The organism is Blastocatellia bacterium (genome assembly GCA_025054955.1).
Taxonomy (GTDB): domain Bacteria; phylum Acidobacteriota; class Blastocatellia; order HR10; family J050; genus JANWZE01.
The window spans coordinates 1-19,695 of sequence record JANWZE010000108.1 but is presented as its reverse complement, the minus strand read 5'-3'; the positions used below and the strand labels follow the sequence as shown (position 1 = coordinate 19,695).

General features: G+C 57.7%; 16 protein-coding genes. 8 read left to right on the top strand and 8 right to left on the bottom strand.

Translation table 11 applies throughout. The features are described 5' to 3' along the window. The first annotated feature begins 285 nt into the window (after positions 1–285). The 3 genes from NZ823_13730 to NZ823_13720 all read left to right on the top strand — a co-directional run bounded on the left by NZ823_13730 (position 286) and on the right by NZ823_13720 (position 4,291). Entirely contained in the window at positions 286–1,911 is a 1,626-nt protein-coding gene (locus tag NZ823_13730; GenBank protein ID MCS6806185.1) for a HAMP domain-containing histidine kinase, read from the top strand. A 29-nt stretch (positions 1,912–1,940) separates the two neighbouring features. Next, positions 1,941–2,621, top strand: a complete 681-nt coding sequence (locus NZ823_13725; GenBank protein MCS6806184.1) for a response regulator transcription factor — start codon at positions 1,941–1,943, stop codon at positions 2,619–2,621. Positions 2,622–3,019: 398 nt separating this feature from the next. Beyond that, a complete protein-coding gene (locus tag NZ823_13720) occupies positions 3,020–4,291 on the top strand; it encodes a SpoIIE family protein phosphatase (protein MCS6806183.1) in 1,272 nt (423 codons plus the stop codon). A 40-nt stretch (positions 4,292–4,331) separates the two neighbouring features. On the opposite strand, the gene NZ823_13715 is transcribed toward NZ823_13720, so the two are convergent. The 4 genes from NZ823_13715 to NZ823_13700 all read right to left on the bottom strand — a co-directional run bounded on the left by NZ823_13715 (position 4,332) and on the right by NZ823_13700 (position 9,422). After that, positions 4,332–5,156: a VOC family protein gene (locus NZ823_13715; protein ID MCS6806182.1), complete on the bottom strand. Its 825-nt coding sequence runs from the start codon at positions 5,154–5,156 to the stop codon at positions 4,332–4,334. Between the two features lie 79 nt (positions 5,157–5,235). Next, positions 5,236–6,825: a M20/M25/M40 family metallo-hydrolase gene (locus NZ823_13710; protein MCS6806181.1), complete on the bottom strand. Its 1,590-nt coding sequence runs from the start codon at positions 6,823–6,825 to the stop codon at positions 5,236–5,238. Further along, positions 6,822–7,721: an EamA family transporter gene (locus NZ823_13705; GenBank protein MCS6806180.1), complete on the bottom strand. Its 900-nt coding sequence runs from the start codon at positions 7,719–7,721 to the stop codon at positions 6,822–6,824. The genes NZ823_13710 and NZ823_13705 overlap by 4 nt, the downstream gene beginning before the upstream one ends. Positions 7,722–8,858: 1,137 nt before the next feature. Beyond that, complete coding sequence (locus tag NZ823_13700; GenBank protein ID MCS6806179.1) at positions 8,859–9,422, bottom strand: winged helix-turn-helix domain-containing protein; 564 nt, start codon at positions 9,420–9,422, stop codon at positions 8,859–8,861. Positions 9,423–10,114: 692 nt separating this feature from the next. Here NZ823_13700 and NZ823_13695 point away from each other — a divergent pair. Beyond that, positions 10,115–10,774, top strand: a complete 660-nt coding sequence (locus tag NZ823_13695; protein ID MCS6806178.1) for a Uma2 family endonuclease — start codon at positions 10,115–10,117, stop codon at positions 10,772–10,774. A gap of 905 nt (positions 10,775–11,679) precedes the next feature. On the opposite strand, the gene NZ823_13690 is transcribed toward NZ823_13695, so the two are convergent. Further along, positions 11,680–12,942: an ATP-binding protein gene (locus NZ823_13690; protein MCS6806177.1), complete on the bottom strand. Its 1,263-nt coding sequence runs from the start codon at positions 12,940–12,942 to the stop codon at positions 11,680–11,682. A gap of 75 nt (positions 12,943–13,017) precedes the next feature. Next, complete coding sequence (locus NZ823_13685) at positions 13,018–13,581, bottom strand: FtsX-like permease family protein (protein ID MCS6806176.1); 564 nt, start codon at positions 13,579–13,581, stop codon at positions 13,018–13,020. Positions 13,582–13,717: 136 nt separating this feature from the next. On the opposite strand from NZ823_13685, the gene NZ823_13680 reads away from it, so the two are divergent. Both NZ823_13680 and NZ823_13675 read left to right on the top strand, forming a co-directional pair. Then, positions 13,718–14,014 (top strand): antitoxin family protein, encoded by a 297-nt coding sequence (locus NZ823_13680; protein ID MCS6806175.1) that lies wholly within the window; start codon positions 13,718–13,720, stop codon positions 14,012–14,014. After that, the gene (locus tag NZ823_13675) at positions 14,015–14,419 is read left to right on the top strand and encodes a type II toxin-antitoxin system VapC family toxin (GenBank protein MCS6806174.1); all 405 of its coding nucleotides are present in this window, start codon (positions 14,015–14,017) and stop codon (positions 14,417–14,419) included. It begins immediately after the preceding gene. A gap of 57 nt (positions 14,420–14,476) precedes the next feature. Here NZ823_13675 and NZ823_13670 read toward each other — a convergent pair whose 3' ends face one another. Continuing rightward, on the bottom strand, positions 14,477–16,906 hold the full coding sequence (locus NZ823_13670) for an ABC transporter permease (GenBank protein ID MCS6806173.1): 2,430 nt from the start codon (positions 16,904–16,906) through the stop codon (positions 14,477–14,479). A 76-nt stretch (positions 16,907–16,982) separates the two neighbouring features. On the opposite strand from NZ823_13670, the gene NZ823_13665 reads away from it, so the two are divergent. Then, the gene (locus NZ823_13665; protein ID MCS6806172.1) at positions 16,983–17,372 is read left to right on the top strand and encodes an STAS/SEC14 domain-containing protein; all 390 of its coding nucleotides are present in this window, start codon (positions 16,983–16,985) and stop codon (positions 17,370–17,372) included. Further along, positions 17,365–17,805 carry an HNH endonuclease gene (locus tag NZ823_13660; protein MCS6806171.1) on the top strand — a complete coding sequence of 147 codons (441 nt, stop codon included), beginning with the start codon at positions 17,365–17,367 and terminating at the stop codon, positions 17,803–17,805. The genes NZ823_13665 and NZ823_13660 overlap by 8 nt, the downstream gene beginning before the upstream one ends. A 3-nt stretch (positions 17,806–17,808) precedes the next feature. Here the strand turns inward: NZ823_13660 and NZ823_13655 are convergent. Next, positions 17,809–19,695: ABC transporter permease (locus NZ823_13655; GenBank protein ID MCS6806170.1), on the bottom strand; the 1,887-nt coding region annotated here is incomplete at its 5' end.

Below are 19,695 nucleotides of genomic sequence, written 5' to 3'. Positions count from 1 at the left end.
TGAGCGTCAGGATTCAGCACGCAAGCGAGACCCGCTGTTTTGAGCACGAGGCGGCTGCCAAGCGGCAATGATGCACTCGTTGGTGATTTCTTTTCCGTTGGTCATCATGCAGCAGAAGCGATCCGCTCAAGCGCCCGTGAATCAGCTTGCACGTATCGCTCAACGATAGCTTTCTGCAAAGCTCGAGCCGTCGCTGTAAAAACCCGTAAAAAGTGATTGTCCGCTCTTCCAATGCGACGCGCATCAACTGACCGCTGACGCTGAATCTATGTATAATGACCGGGCATGGCAACGCTCAGAACATTTCTGCGACGACATCTGCTCTGGGTCGGTTTTCTGGCCGTTGTCATCCCACTGCTGGTCCTGCTTGGCGTGCAGTATCAGTCGCTGAAAGAGTTGGAGAGGACTTCGCCGCTGGCCCGCCGGGCGATGTTGACCAACTATCTGCAGGCGGTCGTCAAAGAGATCGAGACGATCTACCGAATGGATGCCGAACGGGTCCTCAACATCCCACCGGAGACGTGCTCGGAAGAACGGATTCACAGGGTGAGCTATCATTTCAAAAAGAAGCTCAGTTGTGGCGCGCGTGAATTATTCGTCATGCTGTTTGCGCCCAATGGAGAATCGCGCACGTTTTTCTACGATGCGACCGATCGTGGCATGAAACTGCGATCCGATTGCCCACAAGCGCGGGCCGTCACCCTCGCCTGCACGCCGTGGAGACTGGTGCGGTTACAGAACGCCGGTGTTGAGACGACAACGCTCAGCTTCAGCGATCACGATCCGCAGAACCCGATTATCCTCAATCCAATTGTTGACGAAGCGTCGCGCGTGATCGGCGTCGCCGGGATGATTGTAGACGTAGCCCATTTCCAGGACAAAGTTCTGCCTCGCGTGATTCAAGAGACATTAGCGCGCAGTTTCTCCAACAACGAGGGAGAGAACCTGATCGTCATGGCCTACGATAGCTCAGGCCGAAAGGTCTATACAAGTCAACCGAGCGAAGGCAGAGGTGAGGTGGTATGGCTCTCCTTGCCGTTTGTGTTTGAGAAATGGCGCTTGGGCATCCAGAGCCGCGACGAGACGCCGGAACAATGGGCGCGGCGCTACATGATGATCAATCTCTCGCTTTCAGTGTTGATGACGATCATGCTCATTGGTGGCATTGTCTTAGCGTTGCGCACCGCCTCGCGTGAGATGAAATTGTCGCAGATGAAGACCGACTTCGTCTCAAACGTCTCACACGAACTGCGCACGCCGCTGGCCTCGATTCGTGTGTTTGGCGAACTGCTCAAGATGGGGCGCGTCACGCAGCCCGATAAGGTGGCTGAATACGGTCAATACATCGAGACAGAAAGTCAGCGGTTGACCCAGTTGATCAACAACATTCTGGATTTTTCCAAGATCGAGTCTGGGCAGAAGACCTACCACTTCGAGCTGACCGACTTGACTGAGCTGGTCAGCGAAACCCTCAAGACGGTCGAAGTCCAACTCAAGCAACGCGGGTTCTCGATTGATTTTCAGCGACCGCATGAGCCATTGCCGCCGGCGCTGATTGACCCTCAGGCGATTGCGCAGGCGCTGATGAACCTCTTGGATAATGCTGTCAAGTATTCCGGCTCGGCCAGACAGATTCATGTCCGTGTGGGTCACATCAAGGCAGAAGCCACCGTGTCGGTCACCGATCACGGGCTGGGCATTCCACGCGAAGAACAAACGAAAATCTTCGAGCGATTCCACCGCGTCAGCACCGGCCTGGTGCACGACGTCAAAGGAAGCGGGCTCGGCTTATCCATCGTCAAGCATATCGTGGAAGCTCATCGCGGGCGGGTCACCGTCGAAAGTGAATTGGGCAAAGGGAGCACATTCACCATCCATCTGCCGCTTCAACCGGCAAGCCGCCAGCCGTGACCGTCCTCCGATTATGGCAGAGCACGATCATGAAACGAGTGTTGATCATCGAAGATGACCCTACGATGGCTGTCGCGCTGCGCGATGGTTTTCGATTCGAAGGGTACGATGTGCTGGAAGCCTCGGATGGCGTCCTGGGATTGCAACTGGCCGCCGAACAGCAACCCGACTTGATTATCCTGGACATCATGCTGCCCCAACTGAGCGGGTTGGATGTGTGTCAACGGCTTCGCAGCCAAGGCTATGGCATGCCCATCATCATGCTGACGGCGCGCGGGCAGGAGATGGACAAGGTGCGCGGCCTCAGGCTCGGCGCCGATGATTACGTCACCAAACCATTCAGCTTCGTCGAGCTGATGGCCCGCGTCGAAGCCGTTCTGCGACGCGCCTCCAAGCCTGCGGAAAAGATCGAAATCTATCGTTTCGGCAATATCACGTTGGACTTCAAACGAGTTCGAGCAACCAAAGGTGAGGAGGCGCTCGAGCTGTCGCCACGTGAGTTTGACATCATGCGCTACTTCATCGAGCATCGTGGCGAAGTAGTCACGCGCGATCAGTTGCTCGATGCCGTCTGGGGTTACCAGAATTTCCCGTTCACCCGCACCGTTGACATGCACATCGCCAAACTCAGAAAAAAAATCGAAGACACGCCAAGCGATCCCCGTTACATCATTACCGTCCACCGCATCGGTTACAAGTTTGTGGGCTAGAGCAATTTTCCATTGCCTTTGGCCTGTGGGCACCCCATCTTGCCGGCTAATAAACGCGCGTGCGCTTCCGGGATAAGCTCACTTGCAAACCGCTCTAAGACGAATCAGGTTACCTGTGGCTCTGCTCGGTTGCTGTTTCCTGAAACAACCGTATAATGTGCCCTTATGATCGCAACTCGTCCGTGAGTTATGTGCGTCACCAAAGCTCAACGTAAACTCGTTCGCCGGTGTTGTGGCCTGTGGTTGACGGAGACGCCTCTGTGTGGTCACATACCGCAGGAGATGAACAAGCATGGGACGTGGATGATGCTCCGTGAACGAGCATCCACCGATAGTTATTCTGCGTTGATCCGCCGGGCCTGCGCCATCGGCGTTCCAGGTTGCGAGGAGGAGAAGCTGTGGCTGTTGTCGAAGAGCAGTTGAAGAATGAATCGCGATTGCGGACGATGCTGGAGATCAATCGCCGCATCAACTCATCATTGGAGCTGGAAGAAGTATTGGACTTCATTCTGGAATCGGCTCGGATTTTGATTCCCTATGACGCTGCCGAAATCTATTTACTCGACCCCAATACGCAGACCGTCGAGCATGTTGTCAGTCGTGGTTACCATGAATCGGAGTGCGTTGAGGTGCCGCTGGCTCACATGCGTGGCATTGTCGGGCGCGTCATCACAACCGGTGAAAGCGTGCTGGCCCCTGTGGTTGAGCAAAATCCTTACTACATGAGGAGTCGCCCCACAACGCAGAGCCAGTTAACCGTGCCCATCATCAGCAATGGGAAAATTATCGGCGCGTTCAATCTGGAAAGTGATCGGCCCGGCCACTTCACCGACGAAGATTTACAGTGGCTCACTGTGCTGGCGACGCAAGCGGCCATCTCGCTTGAGAAGGCGCTGCTGCATCGTGAACGGCTCGAAAAGAAGCGCCTGGAAGAACAGCTCCGCATCGCCCGCGAAGTACAACTCAGTTTGCTGCCTGCGGCGGCGCCCCACGTGGATGGATTTGATATTGCCGGCCTCAATGTGCCCTCAGAAGACATCGGCGGTGATTATTACGATTTCATTCCCATCGTGCCGGGCCATCTGGGCATTGTCATTGCTGATGTCGCCGGCAAAGGCATTCCAGCGTCGCTGATCATGTCTGCGTTCCGCGCCTTTCTCCGAGCTGAGATCAGAAACAATTATTCGATTCGGACGATCTTTGCCAAAGTGAACAAGCTGCTTTGTGAAAGCCTGGCTGGCTACCAATTTGTTACCGCCGTTTATGGTGTGCTGGACGTGGCCAATCGCCGGTTCACCTTTAGCAACGCTGGTCATCATCCGCCTGTGGTGCTACGCGCCGATGGCAGTGTGCGATACTTGAGAAGCGGCGGCATGGTACTCGGGCTGATTGAGGATCAGACCTACAATGAGCGAACCATTGATTTGCTTCCGGGTGATGTGCTGCTGATGTACACCGATGGTCTGGTCGAGGCCGAAAACGCTGCCCATCAGATGTTCGACCGCGGACGGATCGAGCAAGTCGCTCGCGCTAACGCCCATCTGAGCGCGTCCGCTTTGTGCCAGACGCTCTATGCTGACATGAAACAATTCACCGGTGACAGCCAGCTTCGCGACGATACTACGATTGTCGTCGTCAAGGTCTTGCCGATGGAGGCGCAGCGAGCATAAACGGCGTTCAATCTCAGCGTGCCACGGGCAGGCCACCGCTTCACTCGTTTGGTTGCTTTTCATCGGGGGCTGGGCCGAGCGTCTTTCGCACCGGCTTGGAAGCGTCTGCTTCCGCTGGCGGCTCCGCCGTTGGCGGAGCCGCCTGATTCATCGCCTGTTTGTAACGCTCTAAGATGTGTTGAGCCTCTTTCTTTTTCTCTTCCTGCTCGTCGTGGTCTTCAACCGCAATCGTCACCTTTTCGGTGATCTCGCTCATGCGCTGGAGAACTTTCTGCTTCATCTCATCGAGTGTCGCCGCAAGATCGGCTGGAGAAAATGAAGTGCTCAAGCTGGCCACTTCTTCTTTGATCTTGGCCAGCAGGGCTTGCGATTCGAGCGCGTAGCGTTCGGCGCGTGACGGGCGAGCTGCGGATGAACTCGGCCGAGTTGCTGGTGGTGAAGCCGACGCTTGCGCCGACGGCTGTGCAGGCGTGCTTTCTGCCACGACTTGGCCAGAGGAGGGCATTGGCTGGGTCATGATTTCAATGATGTGTTCGTCAGGGGCAACGAACGAAAATATCAGTGAACCATCAGCATGCTCGTGGATCTCCTCCAGTACCGTCAAGTTCAAGCGTCTGACCTGATCCAGCAGCTCTTTGAGCTGATCTCGGTCAGCCAATGTGAGTCGTAATTGCGCTGATTGAGGATGATGTGTCGCGCCCGGCTCGGCCACGACCAGCCCCAGTCGAAAATCGCCTCTGGCCAAAATCGCTTGCCGAGCGGTTTGGCTCTCGCGGCGAAAACCGAGAACGTCAATGTAAAACGCTGCGGCAGCCGCGACATCACGCGTCGGAAGCGTCACCTGGATATTTTTCAGTCGGATCATTGCACGCTCAATGCTAATGGACTGATTATGAACATTCAAGACGCGGAACAGAAAGTTGTTGTGTAGCGCCTCGTCATGCTCATTGCCAGTGAACGCCCAGTCGAGCAAGTAAATGAGCAAAAACCTCAATGCCGTCCCACAGGTTTTGCAAGCGGATGTTTTCATTGGCTGCATGTTGATTGTTGTCGTGGTTGGCAATGGGCAGTCCGATGACCGGCGTGTTCAGCAGGTCGGCGAACAAATACATCGGCACGCTGCCGCCAAGCGTCGGCAACTTGATGATCGTTGAGGTGGTCGCTTCCTCGATCGTTTGGATGACAGCCCGCGCTGCCGGCGCATCCATCGGTGTGCGCGCGGGTGGGTATCCGTCTGACCACCGCACTCTGATGAGCTTGGCGTGTTTTTGTCGGGTTGCCGCGTCTGGTGTATCGCCAACAATAAAGAATCCCTGCTGCCTGATGTGCGCCTCGACTCGTGCGCGAACTTTTTCCGGTGTCTGGTTAGGCACCAACCGGAAATCAATCGAAGCGTGAGCTTCGGTCTGGATCGCGTTAGTGGCTTTGTCGCCGACCTGTCCGAAGCGAATGCCACGCAGGTTCAACGCCGGTAACATGATTTGATCCACTAGTCGCGCGCCGTGATTTTCTGTGCGAGCCAAGCCCAGTTCGCGTCGGAGGGCATCGTCTATGTCGGGCGCTTCGGCCAGCGCGCGTTGTTCAGATGGTGTGGTTGGTCGGACATCGTCATAGAAGCCGGCAATCTGAATACGGCCTTCCATATCGCGCATGCTGGCCAGCAGATGCGCTAACACCATGCCTGGGTTTGGCGCCCAGTTTCCATAGTGTCCGCTGTGCAGCGGCCGCGTCGGGCCGTAGACCGTCAGCTCCACGCCGGTTATACCACGCGCGCCGAAAAAGAGTTGTAGGCGCCGCGTTTGGTGCACCGGACCGTCGCAAAGGAGCCAAACATCAGCTCTTAACAAATCAGCATATTTCTCCATGATGGCCCGCAGATGCGGTGAACCCACTTCCTCTTCGCCTTCAAAGAAGAACTTGAGGTTGATGGAGGGCGCAATCGCTGCGGCACGCAACGCGTCCAGGGCGACCAGCCAGGCGATGATCGGCGCTTTATCGTCGCTGGTTGAGCGCCCGTACAGACGCCACTGGCCATCCAGCGACGTTGAGCTGACCGGCCAAGCAATTTCCTTTCCGCCCTGATCCAGCGGCTTGTCTCGCAATATCGGTTTCCACGGATCCCCCGCCCACTCGCTGGGATCAACCGGTTGCCCGTCATAATGTGCGTAGACGGCCACGGTCCGCTGGGCGCCGGGCGCCGGCAACTCTCCATAAACGACAGGCGGAGACCCGTCAACCTGAAGCAGCCGCGTTCGGACGCCTCGCCGTTGCAACATCGCAACGAGCACCTCGGCATTTCTGGCGATGTTCACCCGGTCTGTTGCGATGTTGGGGATTGACAGCAACTGAATAAATTCGTCAACAATGGCGCGTTCATGAGCAAGCCGATAAGCGCGGACGTGGCGACTGACCGTCTGTGGATCGCGCCCTTGTGGATCGCGCCCTTGATGATTGAAAGCGAATCCACTGCATACACAAAGCGCAAGTAAGACCGGTAAGCTGATGCGTCGAATTATCGGTAGCGGTTGTTTCATATTGCCTCTTTCTCCTTCGTCATTGTACTCTGCGCTGTAGCCTTGGCCAGCGTGTTCAGTATTGTGCCCAGCAGAATGATCCCGCCTCCGATCAGTGACCAGCCGCTCGGCACCTCTCGATGCACGATCCATGTTGCCAGGGGATTGAGCACCGGCTCGATCAACAACAGCAAAGAGACTTCCAAGGCCGGCAGATGACGAATGGCGCTTGTCAAAAAGACATACGCCAAGCCGATTTGGAAAATGCCAAGATAAGCAACGATCAGCCAGTCGCTAGTGGTGCTGGAAGAAACGGGTAATGCAAAAGGAAGACAAACGACAAACGCGATCACGTTGCCGACGACGACGGCTGTGGCTGCGATGCCTGCGTTCTGGCTGTTGCGTCGCGTGAGCCATCGCAGACCCGTCAGCGTTATAGCCCAACAGATGCCACTGCCAACCGCCAACACATTACCCCGCGCCGGATCGGGCGCCGTCACCACTGGCGGTTCAATACCGATGAAACACAGTCCCAGCCCCACCCCCATGATGAGCATGAGCGCCAGATCACGCCGATGTATCGGTTCTTTCAGGAGCCAGGGCGAAAGCAACAGCACATACAGCGGAGACGTGGACTGAAGAAAGATCGTATTGGCTGCCGTGGTCAGTTTGGTGGCCGAGACAAAGAGAATGAGCGTCGCCGCGTAGGCTGAACCGAGAAACAACATTGGCCATGTCCATCGTCCACGCGCTGTCGGCATCAGCGCAAAGAGCATCAGCGCGGCAATCGCTGAGCGGAACCCGGCCACTTGCCAGTTCGACAATGTTGTTGCCTTCACGGCTGCGCCGCCTGTGGAAAATAAGACAGCAGCAGCCAGAATCAAAAGTCGAGATGTTGTGGGCGTGCTGATTGTCACCGGCTGACCGTGCGTTGTATCGAATCACCTGACGGGCGGCAATTCTATGGCTGGCGCAGAGAGCGCGTCAAGCCGACCGGCATCCTGCTATGCTTCGCGAAAGAAGTTCGCCCAGTTCATTGAACAGCAAGTGGCCGTGGCGCCTGCTCGAGGTGATGAGGATTGACGGGGCATGGCTGACCGAAAGATCACAGACAGGCTGAGTCACGCCGCCGGCCGCTATCTCCATTGAGAGAATAGATGTGGCGCAAGTTGCCAACTTGCGCTAGGTCATTTTCCGTCTATGGGCCTGCCATTACATTCCGACTGATGTAAAGTCTCTCGCTTAGAGCAATTTCCGATTACCCTTAGCCTGGAGGCCTCGCATCTTGTGGGCTAATGCATGCGTGCGCTCCTGGGATAAACTTATTCGCAAACCGCTCTAGGGATTCACCGCCCCCGCCGGTCGTGGCGTCTGGATGCTTCACCTGGGCCGCGCTGGCGCAGCAGGGGAAAGCCTACATGGCACGGGCTTTTTTGGAGATTGTCGGCGAGATTCCTGGGCTGAGGCCGTTGAGCGGGGTCCCAGGGCCCGTGCCAGGTAGGCCGGAGGGTCTGTAGTAGGTCTACCGGTTTATGTTTTGGTTGTTGTGCTCATGATATGAATGACGGAAATTCGTTAAAAAAATCCTTCACCCCCGGAAAATTTTTTGGAAATTTTTCAGGCGCCCAGGTCAGCTCGCCCACTTGCCTCAGGGATGCTTCCAGTATGAGGCGTCCAATGAAGCTACGTTTGTTGGTCTACCAATCGCTTTTGAAAACGTCCTACTCAGTTACCCGTAGTCGCTTTTTAATCTGATACCAATAGTGTGTAGGAAAGCCGTGTTTAATGAGGCGGAATGGAAAGCAGGGCAGAACTGCCCTTGATATTGTTCATGCTACGCTCGTTTCTACTGAGCTGCACAGGCGGCCCGTGATAACGTTCATCAATATCAGGTCCTGCCGAGCGCGCGCGTTTGAGCTAAGTAGGTGAACAATAGTTCTGGGAGATTTTGGGGGACGGGACGTTTTGGCGTGCGGTGACGTGTCACCGCTTTCCGGCCAAAGCTGCGACACGTCGCAGCACTCTAAAAACGCCACGAACTTTTGTCACGTGACTTAGGCGCCGGTCGCTCGTTGGACGGGCACGTCACGGATGACAAGATCAAAGGTGGAAGGAGCCACTTTGCGGAATCGCTTGCAGCGGTTGAGGCTCACTGCCAGTGAGATGGTCGGATGATCGCCGCGGAATTCAAAACCATTCTCAAGCAGCTTATTGAAGATTGCATTGACGTGGAGCGGCCCGCCGGCTTCACGCAACACGATGGTGGCTGCCTGAGTGATCGTCAGGTCGCGGAAGCGAAAGCTCGTCGGCTCGATATTCGTTTGAAGCGGAGGCTTTTCGTAGTGCCGGCGCGGCATGAGAACTTGTTCGTAAGGTTGTTGCGCCGTTGAGACCGATGTTGATTCCGTTGGCTCAGCGGCATGGGACTCAGCCTGGTCGGTTGGGGAACGCAGCGCGGCTTGAGTATGCTCAATGATTCTGTCTACTTCCACCGCGCGACGACGCAAGGCGCGAAGTTCATTTTCTGCTTCGGCAATCCTAGCGCGCAGCGTCCGGCGCAGCGTCAGCGCTTGCTGCAACGTTTTTTCTAAAGCAAGTTCTAAGTCGTTTCTTGGCACGGCCAGTAGCTTAGCACGGGTTGAGCGCGAAGCTCAAGCCACCTTCCACTCCATGCAAGTGCGACTTTATGTCCAGCACTTGCGAAGTGCTACGCGACCTTTGCTGTTGTTAAGTAGGGGCGGTGCATGACTGGTGCATTATCCGTCATTGCACGTCCGCTCGGGTTGGTCCGATTTGAGTTGAAGCAGCGCGCGCCTGCTCGTGCACCCCTCTCTGCGGCGATTTCCAATGTGTGGTGCATGGCGGTCGAAGCGGTCAGGCCGTAACTCCCGATGGCTGCCAACAACAGTCCAACCTTGGCGAAGCGACTGAGCAGCGACATGAAGCGACTGAGCAGCGACAGATTGAATCGCTGCGGCGCGACCAAGCATGAGAGCACGTCTTCTGTGGGCTACACGTGTTTCGTGTGGCAGCGCCCATCTGTCTTCAACATGGCCTGCTTCACCGCTGCGAGTCTGGACCTCAGGGCAATATCCTCATGCTGTACAGCACGTCTTGCCACAAGTTTTCCATCATTCCATTTCTGAGCCCAGTTATCGCTGATCGTGCTCCGGCGCATCTTCAATGCACGTCGCTTCCATTCTCATTCAGAAAGTGTGAGGCGCCTCGTTTGAGAGGAGCGTCGTTGCTGGTTGGATTGACGCAGGATATAATGACGCTGCGTCAGAGCAATTTCAGAGAGTTCTCAGTTATGGCAACACAGACCGCGAGCTATTATGACATCGTCAGCCGATTGCCTGCCGACACGGTGGTGACTTTTCATGATGTCAGTTGGCAAGAGTACGAAGAACTGCTTGAGCAAGTCAGCGAAGCCAGCGGGCTGCGCATTAGTTACGATGATGGAATGTTGACCGTTATGACCCTCTCGACGGAACATGAAAATTACGCGCGGTTTATTGAACGCTTGGTTAATGTCATTAGCCTCCGTCGCCGCATCAATATCCGCTTCTTCGGTTCGGCGACGATGAAGACGGCGAAGGGACACAAAGGACTGGAGCCAGATGCCTGCTTCTATGTGCAGACGGCTGACCGACTGGGCACTCGGCTGGAGCTGGACTTCGAGGTGGATCCGCCGCCGGACATTGCTGTGGAAATTGATGTGCATCACGATTCCACGTTCAAGCTGCCGATCTATGCGGCATTGGGTGTGCCGGAAGTTTGGCGCTACGATGGGAAGGAGCTGACGATCTACCTGCTCCGCGGGGAGGGCTATGAGGTTTCGGCGCAGAGTCAGGCCTTGGCGCTTTTGACGAGCCAGGTGTTGACCGAGTTTCTCGCTCGCCTCCGCGAAGAAGGCGAACTCCAGGCCCTGCTCGCTTTCGATGAGTGGCTGCAATCTGGCCAACTGTAATCATCCCACTCCTCCGAAAATCGCCCACGAAACACACGAACCTCACGGAAGAATTGTCTTTATCATCGTTCGTGGCGAGCGCAGAGCTCATGGGCGATTCGCTTGAAAATAACATTTGAGCGTTTCCTCGGAAACACCACTATGGACACAGAGTAATACCAATTGCGGGTTGAAGAATTCGGTCCTACCCACTCACACGCATTCTACGCGGGGGCCCACAGCGAGGCCCCCATACAGGCCTGCCCGCTTTCCGGGCAAAAACGCGGGCCCACAGCCACCCTGTACGGGCGGCTCGCCGTGGCCGCCCGACTCCTCTGCACATAACCATTTTCATCCTTCGTGGTGAACGTAAGTTCATGGGCGATTCCTGTGAAAATAGAATTTTCACTGTTGGTGGCGTGCTGTTGCACATGGGCGATCCTTCGAAAATCCCTGGGAGCGCACGCTCCAGCATGCTGGAGCCAGCAAGATGCGGGCGCTCCCTGGTTTTCATCCTTCGTGGCGAGCTATGGCTCATGGGCGGTTCCTGAGAGATTGAGGTCGGAACCGATGGCCTGCACGGCCGCCATCGCTTCAAGTGATTGTGATCGCGCCAGAAGAGGAACTTCGGTTCGCTCGCCGGGTAGACTTCGCTGCCGGTGTACGTCCGCCCGATCACCATCAACCGTTGCGGCTGCGGGCGCACGAGCAACGCGCTGACGACGCTGAAAATGGCCGTGTTGGCTCCGATACCCAAGCCGAGCGTCAACACCGCCACCACGGTGAAGCCGGGATTCTTCACGAGCAGCCGAAAACCACAGCGAGGGTCGTGCCACAATGCTTCTACCCTGCCCCCTTTCAAGGGCAGAGTCCGAATCTAAGAAAATGGCCCATAGCTCTCAGTCGGCCATCCGCTCTTGGCTTGATCACTTGTGTTTCCTCTTGGAGGCGGGTGCGCGCTGCCACAGGTGCGGTATCGGTAGCGCCATCAGGTTCGGGCCGAAGGGCACAGACTCTGATCCGGTGTAGAGAACTACGCCGCGCAGAAACCGCCGACCCGCTAGCTCACCGAGCGCACGCAATCCCTTGAAATCGTCCGCCGTGACACCGGCGCTCGATTTGACTTCCACGCCGACCAGCTTGCCCGCCGCATTCTCCAGGACGAGGTCAACCTCGTACCCGGTCGGCGTGCGAAAGTGGAAAAGGCGTGGCTCGATTGCATTCCAGCTCGCTTGTTTGCGCAATTCCATCACGACGAAATTCTCCAACAATCCACCGAGCAGCATCCTGTCCTCTGTCACCCGCTGCTCATTCACTCCCAAGAGATATGCCAGCAATCCCGTGTCGTTGAGCACAAGCTTCGGCGCCTTGACCAGTCGTTTGCCCAGATGCGCCGACCAAGCCGGTAGCGGCTGGACAAGAAAAGTCGCTTCCAGCAAAGTCATATAGCGTTTGAGCGTCGTCTGGGGGATCACAATACTGCGCGAGAGGTCCGCCAGATTCAGAAGCGAACTCGCACGCGTGGCCAAGAGCGCCAACAGGCGTGGCAGATCGGTCAGCCCTTCGATATTGGCGATCTCGCGCACGTCGCGCTGCAAGATCGTCGTCAGGTAGGCGCCAAACCAGGCGCGTCGCCGGTCCTCTGTCTTCCGCTGAAGGACTTCCGGGTAGCCGCCCCGGAGCACCCGTTCAATCAACTCGGTGCGGTTGAGCGCCGCCGTGGTGGGCCATCTCATCTCCTTGTCAAAGAGGCGATCAATGAAGTCTTCTTGAGCGCCCTCAATCTCTCCCTGCGACAGTGGCCACAATGTGAGGATTTCCATCCTTCCGGCTAGCGCGTCGGCCAGGCGCGGCAAGAGCATCACGTTGGCTGATCCGGTCAGCAGGAACCGCCCCGGCTGCCGTTGGCGATCCACCGACGACTTGATGGCGAGAAATAATTCCGGCGCGCGTTGAACTTCATCAATGATGACCGGGCCCTCCAGCCCCGCCAGAAAACCGGTCGGATCATGCCGGGCTGCCGCCAGCGTCGTGGCATCATCGAGGGTGAGATAGCGCGCCGGATAGACGCTGTCGGCGAGATGGCGAACCAGCGTGCTCTTGCCGGTCTGGCGTGCACCGATGAGCAAAACCACCGGCGTATCGGCCAGTGCCTTGAGCAACCGAGCCTGAATGTGCCGTTTGAACATGCCGATAAATTAGCCCATGGACGGTTGAGAATCAACCATTCAATGGTGGATTTTCCACCATTTTATTCAGCGCGGCTACTCGTACCGCAGCGCCACCTTTGGATCCACCCGCGTTGCCCACCATGCGGGGATGGAACTGGCCAGCAGCGACACGCCCACGAGCAGCAGTGACACGCTGGCGAAGGTCACCGGGTCGGTCGCTGTCACGCCAAAGAGCAAGTTCCGAAGCAGACGCGTCAAGCCGAGCGACGCAGCTAAGCCCAGCCCGACACCCACAAGTGTTAACACCATTCCTTGCCCCAGCACCAGCTTGAGGATGTCGCTCCGCTGAGCACCCAATGCCATGCGAATGCCGATCTCGTGCGTCCGCTGGCTGACCGAATAGGAAACGACGCCATAAATTCCCACTGCTGCCAGCGCCAGGGCCGCGCCTGCGAAGACACCCATGAGAATCGTGGCGAAGCGGCGTTGCGCCACCGAAGCGGCCAGGTGCTCTTCCATCGTCTTGAAGTCGTAGACGGCTTCCTTGCGGGTCAGTTCCGCCACACTGGCGCGTATCGCGCCAATCAGCAGGCGAGGATCGCCGCTCGTGCGCAGGGCAAAGGCGAAGAAGGGCCAGGTCTGCTGACGGTACGGCACGTATAGATGCGGCTTGGCTTCCGTGTCCAGGCCGCGCTCGTGGACATTACCGATTCTCTGTAACCCGATGCTTCTTCGTGGGCGAGGAACGGTTGTAGCGATTCTGGTTGCGAGGTATACTGCATCTCTCTACGTCATGTCGCGAACGATTGAAGCAATTTACGAAAACGGGGTATTGAAGCCGCTCGACCCGGTTGATCTGCCGGATGGCATACGAGTACATATCGCCGTTGAGCCTTCGACTTCGGATCTTGAGGAGCAGGTCCGGCAGCAGCTTCTGTCCGAAGGTGCCTTGCCTCAATCCATCGAAAAGGCTTTGGCGACGCTCCGTCAGCTCCGGCAGTGCTTTGAAGGGTTAACTGAGGAGCAATCGCGAATATTGGAAGAGGCCCGACTCGATCAGATCAATTTCTTCAACCGGCCTGAGGATTGAATGCGTGCTCTCCTTGACACGGATACGGTCAGCCTGATCTGGCGTCACAAACATCCTGCTGTGTGGTTGAATGTGTCGCGCTACCTGACTCAGTATGGGCATCTGACGTTCACGGAACTGACCTACTATGAGGTGGCGCGCGGACTGCGCACAGCTCAGGCGACTAAACAACTGACCGACTTTGAGGTGTTTTGCCAGCAGCATGAGCTGCTGCCTCTCACACATGCCGCTGTTGTCCGTGCTGCCGACATCTGGGCTGATTTGAAACACCGAGGCCAACTGATTGGCGAGGTAGATGTGCTGATTGCTGGGATTGCCATGAGCGAAGGGGTGGCTATTGTCTCGCGCAATATTCGCCACTTCGGGCGGATTGCCGGACTTACTGTAATTGATTGGACACAATGAGCGGGGTTTCTTTCTCATACAGCCACCTCCTCTCACCTTAAGCCTGACACCTGAAACCTACTCGTACCTGAGCGCGACCATCGGGTCCACCCGCGTCGCCCGCCGCGCCGGGATGTAGCACGCCAGCAGCGCCACAGCCACAAGCAGCAGCGAGACGCTGGCGAAGGTCATCGGATCGGTCGGCGTCACGCCAAACAACAAGCTCGACAGCAGGCGGGTCAGCATCAGAGCCGCAACCAGTCCTATTCCCACTCCAATCACAGCCAGGATCATTCCCTGTCCGAGAACCAGCTTTAACACGTCCCACCGCTGTGCACCCAGCGCCATTCGGATGGCAATCTCATGCGTGCGCTGGCTCACCGAATAAGAAACGACGCCGTAAGTCCCGATGGCTACCAGCAGCAGTCCAATTCCGGCGAAGAGGCCGAGCAGCGACATGTTGAATTCCTCCAGTGCGAGCGAGTGTGAGAGCAACTGTTCCATCGTCCGCACATTTCTGAGTGGCAGCGCCGGATCGATCTTCAGCATCTCTTGCTTCACCACTCCGCTCAGTTGGAGTGGTTCTCCAGCAGTGCGGATGACAAAGTTCGTGGCCGTGAACTGCCGGAGCAGCAACATCAATGCGTCCGGCACTTGCGCCACCGGCACGTAAACCGTCGGCGGCGACGGCGCTCCTAAATTGAATTGCTTGGTGTCACTGACCACTCCGACGATGGTTCGCATGGCCGGATCACCAAAGCCACAGCCAACACACATTCGCTGACCAAGCGGCGTGGTATTCGGGAAATGCTGCCGCGCGAAAGCTTCGTTGACGATGATCACGCTCTCAGCGCCAGCCGTATCGCCCTCCTCAAAAGCGCGTCCCTGTCGCACCGCCGTCTTCATCACGCGGAAATAATCCGGCGAGATCATCCGATACTGAACGGCACCTGTCACCTCTGCGCTTCCGCCAATGGAATACGGCAGATTGAGCTGCGCCTCTAGCGGTAAGGTACTCGCGACAGCGACGGCTTCGACTCCGGGCAGACTGCGGAATCTTTCCAACACGCGACGATAAAAGTCCGAGACCTTGGCGGTCGTATCGTACGACGGGCCGCTCAACGAGACCTGAAAAGTCAATACATGGCGCGGATCAAATCCCGGCTCGATGCCGCGCAAATTGGCGAACGTCCGAACGAGCAGCGCCGCGCCAATGAGCAGCACCAGCGACACCGCCAGTTCGGCAATAACCAACACGCTTCTCAAGCGACCGCGCACCGGACTGAGGCGGCCCGAGGTGGAACCTTCTTTTAACGATTGATTCACATCCACGCGCCCAGCGTGAAGCGCAGGAGCCAGACTGAAGATCAAACCCGTGGCGACGGCAGCGGCCAAGGTGAAAGCCAGCACGCGCCCATCAAAACTGATCTCGCCCAGCAGCGGGAGCATCCCGTCAGGCATCAACGCTGTGAGCGCATCTACTGCCCACACGGCTAGCAGCAGGCCCGCTGCTGCTCCGGCCAGCGCCAGCAGTACGCCTTCGGTCAACAATTGCCGCGCCAGGCGCCACCCGCCGGCGCCCACGGCCAGCCGGATCGCCATCTCTTTCTGGCGTGCGCTGGCACGGGCCAGTTGCAGATGAGCCACGTTGGCGCAGGCAATCAACAGCACGAAGCTGACGGCGCCGAGCAATATGAGCAGCAACGGACGAATCTCCTGCACCAGATTGTTCTGCCAGCCCATCAGGTTGACGCTCTCATTCGGCGCCATTGCCTGTGGATACGCCGCCCGAAACTTTTCGCCGACCAATTTCATTTCGGCCCGCGCCTGCACCTCGGTCACACCGGGCTTGAGTCGCCCAATGACCATGAAGTTATGCGCCTCAGATCGGCTTGCCGGATTGAGCCGCAACGGCACGAGCACATCGAAGGGTGCAGTGAATTGAAAGCCTGGCGGCAGAACGCCGACGACAGTATAACTCTCGCTGTTGAGCGTCACCGTCTTGCCGATGAGTCCAGCATCCTGGCCGAAGCGCCGCCGCCACAAGCCATCGCTCAGAATCACGACGCGCTCACCCTGAGGACTATCTTCTTCCTTTGTGAAGCCGCGACCCAGAGCTGGACTCACGCCCAGCACGCGAAAGAAATCGGCTGAGACCTGGATCCCGGTGACGTATTCCGGCTCAGCCTCACCCGACAGATTGAGGCCGGAACCGATGCCCTGCACGGCCGCCATTGCTTCAAAGGATTGATTGTGGTCACGCCAGAAGAGGAATTTGGGTTCGCTCGCCGGATAGACGTCGCTGCCGGTGTACGTCCGCCCAATCACCATCAGCCGTTCCGGCTGCGGATAGGGCAGCGGGCGCAGCAGAACGGCATTGACTACACTGAAAATCGCCGTGTTCGCGCCGATGCCGAGCGCGAGCGTCACGACAGCCACCGCCGTGAAGCCAGGGTTCTTCAAAAGCATTCGCGCGCCATAGCGTAGGTCTTGCCAGAGTGTTTGCATAGTTCACCTCATTTCACTAGCCCATACCGTCAATCATGTTTATCATTGGTGTCTCTCGACAAAAGGAGCAAGCGTTATGCCAACCATCCAAATTGAAACTGACCAGTTGTTGCAGGCCGCGTTGCAGCTTCCGCGCGAGGAACTCGAGCGATTTGCCGCCAGGCTTTTCGCGCTCAAGGCACGACAGGAGACGCCCAGCCTCTCGGAACGAGAGGCTGAACTCCTGATACAGATCAATCGGGGGCTGCCTGCGGCCATGCAAGAACGGCTCAACGAACTGATTGACAAGCGCCGGGCTGGAACTATCAAAGCGAAGGAGCTGCGAGAGCTGAAAAAACTGACCGATCAGGTCGAAAAGCTCGATGCCGAGCGACTGAAGCTGTTGACTGAACTGGCGCATCTGCGTGCTGTCCCCCTGCGAAAGCTAATCAAGCAGCTCGGCCTCCGACCTGTGCCCCATGACTAGGAAGCGGATTCCGGCCAAGCGGCGACGATGGGTCAGGCAACGCGCGTTGGGCTATTGTGAATACTGCCTCTGCCCGGAGTTCTGCGCGACGCAATTGCACTCGATCGAACATATCATCCCTGAGAGCCAGGGTGGTCAAAGCACCGAGGATAATCTGGCCCTGGCCTGTCAGGGATGCAATGGTTCCAAACATAACAAGACTCAGGCCCTCGATCCCGCCACTGGCCGCCGAGTTCCGCTCTTTCATCCACGACGGGACAACTGGCACGAGCATTTTGCCTGGAGCCCTGACCAACTTTACCTGATCGGACTGACGCCAACAGGCCGCGCAACCATCCGAGAGCTGGAGTTGAATCGCGAAGGCGTCATCCATCTTCGTCGTCTCCTGCTGCTTAATCATGAACATCCTCCTCCGCATCGCTCGGCTTCGTAACGCTCACTCATACCGCAGCGCCACCATCGGGTCCACTCGCGTCGCCCGCCGCGCCGGAACGTAGCAAGCTACCAACGCCACGTTGGTTAGCAAGAAAGCAACCACAACAAATGTCAGCGGATCAGTCGGGCTCACGCCAAACAACAAGCTCGACAGCAGGCGGGTTAGCATCAGAGCCGCAACCAGTCCTATTCCCACTCCAATCACAGCCAGGATCATTCCCTGTCCGAGAACCAGCTTTAACACGTCCCACCGCTGTGCACCCAGCGCCATTCGGATGGCAATCTCATGCGTGCGCTGGCTGGTCGAGTGAGAAATAACGCCGTAAATTCCTATCGCTGCCAGCACCAGCGCCAGGCCCGCGAAGAGGCCCAGCAGGACCGTGGCGAAGCGGCGTCGCGCCACTGATGCGGCTAGGTGCTCTTCCATCGTCTTGAAGTCGTAGACGGCTTCCTTGCGGGTCAGTTCCGCCACGCTGGCGCGTATCGCGCCAATCAGCAGGCGAGGATCGCCGCTCGTGCGCAGGGCAAAGGCGAAGAAGGGCCAGGTCTGCTGACGGTACGGCACGTATAGATGCGGCTTGGCTTCCGTGTCCAGGCCGCGCTCGTGGACATCGCCGACAACACCGACAATTTCATACGATTCTGGTTCTCCTGGCTCGCCGAAGCTGATGGCCAGGCGGATGCGTTGCCCTAGTGGGTTTTCCTCCCGCCAGTAGCGCCGCGCCATAGCCTCGTTGATGATGACGGCGCCGGGCCGGCCTCGTTGATCTTGCTCGGTGAAGAGCCGTCCCTGGCGCAGCAGGATGCCCATCGTACGGAAGTAGTCTGGTGTGACCGAGTCGTAGGCAGCGCTTTGTGAGTCTTCTCCTGGTCGGAGCGGACGGCCGAGGATTTCAAAACCAATCTCCATGTGGTTCACGCCGCTCACCGGAATAGAGGTCGCGCCGCCTACAGACTGGACGCCGGGCAAGGCCTGGAGCCGCGCCAGGATGTCGCTGTAAAAGTTGGCTCGTTGGTCGGCATCACTCTGCTCAAAAGGACCCGCCATCTGGAACGTGAGTACGTTCTCAGGCCGGAACCCTGGATCTACCCGCAGGAGATTGACAAAACTTCGGACGAGCAATCCACCGCCGATCAGCAGCACAACCGCCAGAGCAGTCTCGGTCACGGCGAGCAAGCGGCGCAGGCGAAGCCTCCCCGAGACGCCTGATGTCCGGCTGCCTTCTTTCAGCGACTCAGTCAGAGGAATCCGGCTGGTGGACAGCGCCGGCGCTAGCCCGAAGATCAGGCCGGTCAGCACCGACAGCCCCAGCGCAAAACCGAGCACGCCCCGGTCCAGACCAACGTGCTCCATCCGTGGGATGTCTCGTGGAGCGATTGCCACAAGCGCCTCGGTGGTCCACAGTGCCAGCAGCAGCCCCAGCCCTCCCCCTATCACTGCCAGGATCACGCTCTCGGTCAACAACTGTCGAACCAACCGCCACCGCCCGGCGCCTAGAGCCAGGCGAACGGCGACCTCTTTTTCGCGGGCAGCGCCGCGCACCAACAGCAGGTTGGCCACATTAGCGCAAGCGACGAGCAGCACCAGGCCAACAGCTCCCCACAAAATCAGCAGCGCGGGACGCACCTCACCCACCACCTGTTGATGCAATGGAACCAGATTGACTCCGCGACCGGCCATGTAATCGGGATGCTCTGCTTCAAGCTGCCGGGCGATGGCGTTCATCTCCGCTTGCGCTTGTTCCCGGTTGATGCCCGGCTTGAGTCGGGCGAGCGCGTGCAAGATCAGGGCGCCCCGTTGCGCGAAGAAGCCAGCGTCTCGCGCCGTCGGTGTCCAGACCTCCGCCTTTGAGATGCCAAGGGGAAACTGGAAGCCGGGCGGCAGAAC